Annotated in this window: 7 protein-coding genes; all 7 read right to left on the bottom strand. The window is 71.2% G+C overall.

Going from position 1 to position 6,979, the window contains the following annotated elements; all coding sequences use genetic code 11:
• Nucleotides 1–242 precede the first annotated feature (242 nt).
• The 7 genes from ACIRPX_RS30505 to ruvC all read right to left on the bottom strand — a co-directional run bounded on the left by ACIRPX_RS30505 (nt 243) and on the right by ruvC (nt 6,787).
• Nucleotides 243–782 (bottom strand): adenine phosphoribosyltransferase, encoded by a 540-nt coding sequence (locus tag ACIRPX_RS30505; RefSeq protein ID WP_404201206.1) that lies wholly within the window; start codon nt 780–782, stop codon nt 243–245.
• Complete coding sequence (gene secF, locus ACIRPX_RS30500; RefSeq protein WP_404201204.1) at nt 779–1,942, bottom strand: protein translocase subunit SecF; 1,164 nt, start codon at nt 1,940–1,942, stop codon at nt 779–781. The genes ACIRPX_RS30505 and secF overlap by 4 nt, the downstream gene beginning before the upstream one ends.
• 1 nt (nt 1,943) lies before the next feature.
• Nucleotides 1,944–3,692: a protein translocase subunit SecD gene (gene secD, locus ACIRPX_RS30495; RefSeq protein WP_404201202.1), complete on the bottom strand. Its 1,749-nt coding sequence runs from the start codon at nt 3,690–3,692 to the stop codon at nt 1,944–1,946.
• A 133-nt stretch (nt 3,693–3,825) separates the two neighbouring features.
• On the bottom strand, nt 3,826–4,347 hold the full coding sequence (gene yajC, locus ACIRPX_RS30490) for a preprotein translocase subunit YajC (RefSeq protein ID WP_404201200.1): 522 nt from the start codon (nt 4,345–4,347) through the stop codon (nt 3,826–3,828).
• A gap of 175 nt (nt 4,348–4,522) precedes the next feature.
• Nucleotides 4,523–5,593, bottom strand: coding sequence for a Holliday junction branch migration DNA helicase RuvB (gene ruvB, locus ACIRPX_RS30485; protein ID WP_404201198.1), 1,071 nt, complete (start codon nt 5,591–5,593; stop codon nt 4,523–4,525).
• A 52-nt stretch (nt 5,594–5,645) separates the two neighbouring features.
• Nucleotides 5,646–6,251 carry a Holliday junction branch migration protein RuvA gene (gene ruvA, locus ACIRPX_RS30480; protein WP_404201196.1) on the bottom strand — a complete coding sequence of 202 codons (606 nt, stop codon included), beginning with the start codon at nt 6,249–6,251 and terminating at the stop codon, nt 5,646–5,648.
• Entirely contained in the window at nt 6,248–6,787 is a 540-nt protein-coding gene (ruvC, locus tag ACIRPX_RS30475; RefSeq protein ID WP_404201194.1) for a crossover junction endodeoxyribonuclease RuvC, read from the bottom strand. The genes ruvA and ruvC overlap by 4 nt, the downstream gene beginning before the upstream one ends.
• Between the last annotated feature and the right edge of the window lie 192 nt (nt 6,788–6,979).

The following is a 6,979-nucleotide window of genomic DNA, read 5'->3' as shown; positions in this document are numbered from 1 at the left end:
GGCCCTGGCCGATTTCGCCGCCGCCGACCTCGCGCACCTGACCCGCGTCATCAAGCGGAAACTCAAGAAAATTCAGTACCGGCCGCACCTGATCAGAGGCTGCCTGCCGACCACCGGCCTGGACCTTCAGGGCCTGATCGAGACACCGGACATCACGGATTCAACCTGAGTAACGGCGGAGAACGGCAAAGCCCCGAGTGCGCTCAGTCGTACTCGGGGCTCTGTCGTTCTCGGAGATTCGCTCAGATGGTGAGTACGGCTTCCAGGGGGGCGCCGGCGAGGGCCGGTTCCAGGCGGGTGCGGCCGCTGAGGAAGCCGAGCTCCATCAGGACCGCGAGGCCCGCGACCTCGGCGCCCGCGCGGCGGATCAGCTGGATGGAGGCCTCGGCGGTGCCGCCGGTGGCGAGGACGTCGTCGACGATCAGTATGCGGTCGTCGGCGGACAGGTCCTCGGCGTGCACCTCGATCTCCGCCGAGCCGTACTCCAGCTCGTACGCCTGGCCCAGGGTGGCTCCGGGCAGCTTGCCCGCCTTGCGTACCGGGATGAAGCCGAGCCCGGCGCGGATCGCGACCGGGGCACCGAGAATGAAGCCGCGGGCCTCCAGGCCGACGATCTTGGTGGCGCCGGAGCGGTCGGCGATCTCGGCGAGGGTGTCGGTGAGCGCCGAGAACGCGGCCGGATCCGCCAGGAGCGGCGTGATGTCCTTGAACATCACGCCCGGCTCCGGGTAGTCGGCCACATCGCGGATGCGGCTGAGCAGCAGCTCCTCGATGCCGGTCATCGGCGCTTCCCCGAGGGGCGGCCACGGCCGCGGTTGCGCGACGAGGGCTGGGTGCGGCCCCCGGGCTGGGTGCGGCCCCCGGCCTGGCCGGCCGCCTGGTTGCGCGGGCCGACGACCGCGGGAGCGGCGTCCTCGGGCTCGTCGTCCGTCCCGTCGGCGTACTCGGACCGCACCGGTTCGTCCTGGGCCGCGGCCTGCGCCCGCTTGGCGAGGACGCGCTTGCGCAGCGCCTTCATCTGCGGCTCGCGCTCCTTGAGGTCGGCGACGAGCGGCGTGGCGATGAAGATCGAGGAGTACGCGCCGGCCGCCAGGCCGACGAACAGCGACAGCGAGATGTCGTTGAGCATGCCGGCGCCGAGGAAGCCGCCGCCGATGAACAGCAGGCCCGCGACCGGCAGCAGCGCGACCACGGTGGTGTTGATGGACCGCATCAGGGTGCTGTTGATCGACCGGTTGGCGACGTCGCTGTAGGTCCAGCGGGTCTGCTTGGTGATGTCCTTCGTCTGCTCCTTGAGGCTGTCGAAGACGACGACCGTGTCGTAGAGCGAGTAACCGAGGATCGTCAGCAGACCGATCACCGTGCCCGGCGTGACCTCGAAGCCGACGAGGGCGTAGATGCCGGTGGTGATCGTGATGTCGTGGATCAGGGCGACGAGCGCGGCCAGGGCCATGCGCCACTCGAAGGCGATCGCGAGGTAGAGCACCACGAGGACCATGAAGATCGCCAGGCCCTCCCAGGCCTTGTTGGCGATCTGGTCGCCCCAGCTGGGGCCGACCAGGTCCGCGTTGATGTCCTCCGAGTTGACCTTCAGGTCCGTGGCGAGCTTTTCCTTGATCGCGTCGGACTTGCCCGTGTCGATGTCGGCGATCTGGATGCGCAGGCTGCCGTCGCCGAGCTTCTGGACGATCACGTCGTGGCCGGAGGCCTGCGTCGCGAACGACTCGGCCTGGGTGACCGAGGCGCTCATGTGCTTCGGCGTCGTGAACACGGCGCCGCCCTGGAACTCGATGCCCATGTTCAGGCCGCGCACCGCCAGGCCCAGGATGGCCGTGATGGTGATCAGGATCGAGATGCCGTACCAGATCTTGCGCTTGCCGACGAAGTCGTAGCCGACCTCGCCGCGGTGCAGTCGGGCGCCGAGGCTGCCGAGTTTCGACATCTCAGGCCTCCTTCGGGTCGACGGGGCCTGCGGCGGGACGGGACGGACGACGGGTGCGGCGCAGCGGCGGTTTGGCGCCGAGGGCCTTGGGATCCAGGCCGGACCACTTGTGGCCGTTCGCGAAGAACTTGCGGCGGGCCAGCAGCGTCATCAGCGGCTTGGTGAACAGGAAGACGACCACCACGTCGAGCACGGTGGTCAGACCCAGGGTGAACGCGAAGCCCTGGACCTTGCCGACGGTGACGATGAACAGCACCGCCGCGGCGAGGAACGACACGAAGTCGGAGACCAGGATGGTGCGCCGGGCGCGCGGCCAGGCCCGTTCGACGGCGGGACGCAGCGAGCGGCCCTCGCGGATCTCGTCCCTGATCCGTTCGAAGAACACGATGAACGAGTCCGCCGTGATACCGATGGCGACGATCGCACCGCAGACGGCCGGCAGGTTCAGCGCGAAGTGGATCGCGGGACCGAGCAGCGACATGATCACGTACGTGAGGATCGCGGAGACCAGCAGCGAGGGGATCGCGATGACCGACAGGCCGCGGTAGAAGATCAGCAGGTAGAGCACGACCAGCGCGAGGCCGATCGCGCCCGCGATCAGGCCGGCGTGCAGTTGCTCGCCGCCGAGCGCGGCGGTGACGGTGGTGACGCTCAGCTCCTTGAAGGAGAGGGGGAGCGCGCCGTAGGACAGCATGTTGGCGAGGCCCTGGGCCTCCTGCTGGCTGAAGCTGCCGGAGATCTCCGCGTTGCCTCCGGTCAGCGCCTGCCGCACGTACGGGTCGGAGACGACCTCGCCGTCGAGGACGATCGCGAACTGGTTCTGCGGGGACTGCTTCTGGGCCAGCTGGCCGGTGATGTCGGCGAACTTCTTGGTGCCCTTGCCGGTGAACTCCATGGTGACGGTCCAGCCGGCGGCGGTCTGCGTGTTGAAGACGGCCTGGGCCTTCTTGACGTCGGTGCCGTCGACGGCGGCGGGGCCGAGGATGTACTTCTGCCACTGGCCCGAGGAGTTCTTGCCGCAGGCGACGGTGGGATCGGTGGCCTTGGTGTTCTTGCCGGCCGTGGTCTGAACCGACTTCTTGGTGCAGTCGAGGGCGGCGTACTGCGCCTGCAGCTTGGCGGCCGCGTCACTGGCGGCGGAGCTGCTGCTCGCCGACGGCGAGGGGCTGGGGGAGGCCTTGAGGCCGTCGGTGACCGCGCGGCCCTGCGAGGTGGCCGTGGCCGACGGGCTCGCGGAGGAGGACGGGGTCGCCGTGCCGGAGGCCTTCTGCCCCTTGTCGGTCGCCTTGGCCGAAGGGCTGCCGGGGCCGCTCGGCGACGGGCTGGCCGTGGCCGAGCCGCCGGAGACCTCGGTGGCGAGCACCGGGCGGAAGTACAGCTTGGCGGTGGTGCCGACCTGCTTGCGGGCCTCCGCGGAGTTGGTGCCCCTGGGGATGTTGACGATGATGTTCTTGGTGCCCTGGGTCTGGACCTCGGTCTCGGACACGCCCAGACCGTTGACACGGCGGTTCATGATGGCGACCGCCGTGTCCATGTTGGTCTTGTTGATCGCGTTGGGCTGACCCGGCTCGTTCACCGCCTCGAGCGTGATGCTCGTGCCGCCGGCCAGGTCGATGCCGAGACGCGGAGTGGTCTGCCCGGAGGCGAACATTCCCCCGGTGAGCGCCACGATGGCGATCAGGATGAGGGCCAGCGGTCGCCACGGCTTGCTCTGGGCACTCCCGCTCCGGCCCCTCTTAGGTGCTGCCACCTTCTCGTACTCCCTCTCGGGCCGCCCGGCGCCGGGTCAGGGGCGGGGGCGGCCATGACATGGTGTCGGGATCCGCTGCGAGCTGTACGTGTTCCGGGGCGCGCGGTGCTGGCCCGCGCGCCCCGGAGCCGTCCTACTTCGCCTCGGAGTCGCCGTCGGTCTTCTTCGGCTCTGCGTCCGACGTGGCCTCGGCGCCCGACGTGGCCTCGGCGGCCGCGGTGTCGTCGGCCGGCTCCTCGGGCGCGTCCTTCTTGCCGAGGTCGACGGACTTGTCGTCGGAGGCGGCGGCAGCTTCGTCGGCGGAGTCGTCGGTCTCGGTGAGGGAGGAGGCGTCGTCCGGGACCACGTCGGTGTCGGACTTCAGGTCGTGCTCGATGCCGTGCACGATGCGGTTGTACTCGTCGTCGCTGAGCACGGAACCGATGGCGTTCTTCGCGAAGAGGAGCTCGACGCCCGGGCCGGCGTCGAGGAGGACCGTGTCCTCATTGACCTCCTTGACCGTCGCGTACATGCCCCCGATCGTGCGGACGCCGCTGCCGGGCTGCATCTCGTTGCGCATCTGCGCGGCCTGGTGCTGCTTGCGCTTGGCCGAGCGGGTCATGAGGAACATGGCCCCGATGAGCACGATGAACGGGAGGAGCACAGTGATATTCACGGGACGGATTTTCCTTCGCACGACCGCGATGGGGAGCGGCCTGATGGATGGGGGTATGTATACCGCCGACAACGGCGGCATCGGCGGAGTCTAAGCGAGTCCGCGCGCAGGGAACAACGTTCAGCATGGCACCTGGGTTCCTGGCCCGGCCAATGCCCGCGCCGTCACGATGCCATCACGTCCCGAACAGGTCCTGTTGTCCGTTTCCCGCAGTGGCCGAGCGGGGCGGGGTGAGTCCGAGATGCGCCCATGCCGCCGGTGTGGCGACCCGTCCGCGCGGGGTGCGGGCGAGCAGACCCTCCCGGACGAGGAACGGCTCGGCCACCTCCTCGACGGTCTCGCGCTCCTCCCCCACCGCGACCGCGAGCGTCGACAGGCCGACCGGACCGCCGCCGAACAGCTTGAGCAGGGCCTCCAGGACTCCCCGGTCGAGGCGGTCGAGGCCGCGGGCGTCGACCTCGTACACCGCGAGGGCGGCCGCCGCGATGTCTCTGGTGACGATGCCGTCGGCCTTGACCTGGGCGTAGTCGCGCACCCGGCGCAGCAGGCGGTTGGCGATACGGGGCGTGCCGCGGGAGCGGCCGGCGATCTCCGCAGCGCCGTCGCCCTGGACCTCGACGTCGAGCAGGTTCGCGGAGCGGTGGATGACGCGCTCCAGCTCGGCCGGCTCGTAGAACTCCATGTGCGCGGTGAACCCGAAGCGGTCGCGCAGCGGGGGCGGCAGCAGGCCCGCGCGCGTGGTGGCGCCGACCAGGGTGAACGGAGGCAGCTCGAGCGGGATGGCGGTGGCGCCCGGCCCCTTGCCGACGATCACGTCGACCCGGAAGTCCTCCATCGCCATGTACAGCATCTCCTCGGCGGGCCGGGACATGCGGTGGATCTCGTCGAGGAAGAGGACCTCGCCCTCGTGGAGGGAGGAGAGGATCGCGGCCAGGTCGCCCGCGTGCTGGATGGCCGGGCCGCTGGTGATGCGGATCGGGGCGCCCATCTCGGCCGCGATGATCATCGAGAGGGTGGTCTTGCCGAGGCCCGGGGCGCCGGAGAGCAGCACGTGGTCGGCGGTGGCGCCCCGCGCGCGTGCGGCGCGCAGCACGAGGTCGAGCTGCTCGCGGACCTTCTCCTGGCCGATGAACTCGTCCAGGTCCTTGGGGCGCAGGGCGGCCTCGACGGCCTGGTCCTCGTGGTCGGCGGACGCACCGACGAGCCGCTCGGCGGCGGGGGCGTCGGTCGGGTCGTCCCAGTTCACGGAGATCTCCTAGCTGGCGGGCGCGGTCGGGGCGGCCGGCGGGGCCGTCGGGTCAGCGGGCGCGGTTGAGGGTCTGCAGGGCCGCCTTGAGCAGCTGGCCGACCTGGGGTGTGCCCCCGGCGGCCTCGGCCTGCGGTGCCACGGCGGAGACGGCCTCGTCGGCCTCGCGGGTGGCGTATCCGAGGCCGATCAGCGCGGCGTGCAGCTGGTCGCGCCAGCCCTGGGTGACGGGTGCGCCGACCACGGGAGCGCCGATCGGCTCGCCCAGCCGGTCCTTCAGCTCCAGCAGCAGCTTCTGCGCGCCCTTCCTGCCGATGCCGGGGACGGCGGTGAGGGCCTTCTCGTCGCCCGTGGCGATGGCGCGCCGCAGGGCGTCGGGGCTGTGCACGGCCAGCATCGCCTGCGCGAGCCGGGGGCCGACCCCGCTCGCCGTCTGCAGCAGCTCGAAGACCTGGCGCTCGTCGTCGTCCACGAAGCCGTAGAGGGTGAGGGAGTCCTCCCGCACGACGAGGGAGGTGGCGAGCTTGGCCGGCTGACCGAGGCGGAGCGTGGAGAGCGTGTTGGGCGTGCACTGCAGGGCCATGCCGACGCCGCCCACCTCGACGACGGCGGCATCGGGGGCGAGCGCGGCGACCGTGCCGCTCACGAAGGCGATCATGCCGTACGGCCTTTCGTTGCGTTGGCGGCGTGCAGGGCGACGGCCTGCTGGAGTCTGTTCTGGGCGGGGGCGCGCCAGATGTGGCAGATGGCGAGCGCCAGGGCGTCGGCGGCGTCGGCCGGCTTCGGGGGTGCGTCGAGCCGGAGCAGGCGGGTCACCATGGCACCGACCTGGGCCTTGTCCGCGCGGCCGCTGCCGGTGACCGCGGCCTTGACCTCGCTGGGGGTGTGCAGGGCGACGGGGAGACCGCGGCGGGCGGCGCACAGCATGGCGACGGCGCTGGCCTGGGCCGTGCCCATCACCGTACGGACGTTGTGCTGGCTGAACACCCGCTCCACCGCGACGACTTCGGGCCGGTGCTCGTCCAGCCACCGCTCGATGCCCTGCTCGATGGCGACCAGGCGCTGTCCCAACTCGGCGTCCACGGGGGTGCGTACGACCCCGACGTCCACCATGGTGAGCGGCCGGCCCGCGCGTCCTTCGACGACGCCCACGCCGCATCGCGTCAGCCCGGGGTCCACTCCCAGTACCCGCACGCGCCCCTCCCCTCGGTGATCTTCGACTTCACGCCAGGCTATCCGCTGCCACCGACAACGGCGGCGGGGGGGGGGGGGGGGGGGTGGGACCCCCCCCCCCCCCACCCCCCGGGGGGGGGGGCGGGTCGCCGCGGCCCGGCGCCAGGCCCCCGGCCGGGGGGTGGACGGGGTGGGGGCGGTGATGTAGGGGGC

Source organism: Streptomyces sp. NPDC101225 (assembly GCF_044767585.1).
Taxonomy (GTDB): Bacteria; Actinomycetota; Actinomycetes; order Streptomycetales; family Streptomycetaceae; genus Streptomyces.
This window is presented reverse-complemented; position numbering and strand designations above follow the sequence as displayed.

What these genes read in the sequence shown, in the direction of transcription:
- ACIRPX_RS30505 (WP_404201206.1), bottom strand. Translation starts at nt 782, where the DNA reads ATGACCGGCATCGAGGAGCTGCTGCTCAGCCGCATCCGCGATGTGGCC.
- ruvA (WP_404201196.1), bottom strand. Translation starts at nt 6,251, where the DNA reads ATGATCGCCTTCGTGAGCGGCACGGTCGCCGCGCTCGCCCCCGATGCC.
- secF (WP_404201204.1), bottom strand. Translation starts at nt 1,942, where the DNA reads ATGTCGAAACTCGGCAGCCTCGGCGCCCGACTGCACCGCGGCGAGGTC.